The following is a 1,384-nucleotide window of genomic DNA, read 5'->3' as shown; positions in this document are numbered from 1 at the left end:
TACTTAATGAAATGGACTCCCCCTCCCGTCTTCGGGAAACTGGCTGTATCGCAGCGTGAGCCGCTGCTGGTCTGCAAGAAGGAGGTGTGCCATGACGATTACCCGCATCGGTCTCGATATCGCGAAGTCCGTCTTTCAGCTTCACGGCGTGGATTCCCGTGGCAAGACGGTGTTGCGCAAGACGCTCGCGCGCGGCGAAGTGCTCGGTTTCTTTGCCAACCTTCCCGCCTGCCTGATCGGCATCGAAGCTTGCGCCGGATCGCACTACTGGGCGCGCGAGCTGATCAAGCTCGGCCATGACGCACGCCTGATGGCGGCGCAGTTCGTGATCCCGTACCGCAAGAGCGGCAAGAACGACGCCACCGACGCCGAGGCGATCTGCGAAGCGGTCGGGCGGCCGAACATGCGCTTCGTGCCGGTCAAGTCCGAGGAGGCCCAAGCGGTGCTCGCGGTGCACCGGGCGCGCGCGCTGACAGTGTCGGAGCGCACCGCGCTGGTCAATCAGGTGCGTGGCCTGCTCGGGGAGTTCGGTATCGTCGCCGGCGCCGGGATCGCCCGTGCGCGCAAACTGCTCGCTGAGATCGGTGCCGGGGTTCGAACCTTGCCGGTGCTCGCGCGCGAAACGTTCGGCGAACTGCACGACCGCATGCGCACCCTCGACGAACGCATCCTAGCCTATGACCGTAAGATCTCGACCCTCGCGCAACAGAGCGAGGCCGCACGGCGGCTCATGGCAATCGAAGGCGTGGGGCCGGTAACGGCCTCGGCCATCGTGGCCAGCGTCGGTCCGGCGACCACCTTTACCTGCGGCCGGCAGTTTGCCGCGTGGCTGGGGCTCACGCCGCGCCAGCATTCCAGCGGCGGCAAGACCGTGCTGGGCGGAATCAGCAAACGCGGCGATGTGGTGCTGCGCACCTTGTTGATTCACGGCGCCCGCTCGGTGCTGCGGCTGACGGCCGCGCGAACCGACCGCAAGAGCCGGTGGGTGGAAGACTTGAAGGCGCGCTCGTGCAACAACGTGGCGGCCGTTGCGCTGGCCGCCAAGAATGCCCGTATCATCTGGGCGATGCTCACCCGTGGCACCGACTACCGCGTTGCGGCGTCTGCAGCGGCGTGAGCGATCGCCCCATTTCAACCAGGAGGTTCCCACCAGAGTATTGCGAGCGAAATGTGTTGATGAGATGACGGCGCCAGCCGACGCGCACACCAGCCTGATAACGTTCTTGGCCGATCCTAGGCCGCTTACTTAATGAGGCGTGCGCGGCGCGAAATTCATCAGGGCCGCAGCCGACGGGCTGCACAGTAGGCCGGATAGATTGTTGCAGCTGGGTTCGTTCAGAACATCCGAAAGTTCGTCTTGCAATATCGGGGGAGTCCATAGATT

Annotated in this window: 1 protein-coding gene; it reads left to right on the top strand. The window is 64.6% G+C overall.

Annotation, left to right across the window (positions count from 1 at the left end; all coding sequences use genetic code 11):
* Window positions 1-91: 91 nt before the first annotated feature.
* The gene (locus GPA22_RS22405) at window positions 92-1,117 is read left to right on the top strand and encodes an IS110 family RNA-guided transposase (protein WP_169258282.1); all 1,026 of its coding nucleotides are present in this window, start codon (window positions 92-94) and stop codon (window positions 1,115-1,117) included.
* The last annotated feature ends 267 nt before the right edge of the window (window positions 1,118-1,384 follow it).

This window comes from Aromatoleum toluvorans (assembly GCF_012910905.1).
Taxonomy (GTDB): domain Bacteria; phylum Pseudomonadota; class Gammaproteobacteria; order Burkholderiales; family Rhodocyclaceae; genus Aromatoleum; species Aromatoleum toluvorans.
The sequence above is the reverse complement of the archived record's forward strand: the minus strand, read 5'-3'. Positions and strand labels throughout refer to the sequence as shown.

Bases quoted from the DNA above. Each gene is read 5' to 3' on its own strand.
- GPA22_RS22405 (WP_169258282.1), top strand. From the start codon at position 92: ATGACGATTACCCGCATCGGTCTCGATATCGCGAAGTCCGTCTTTCAG.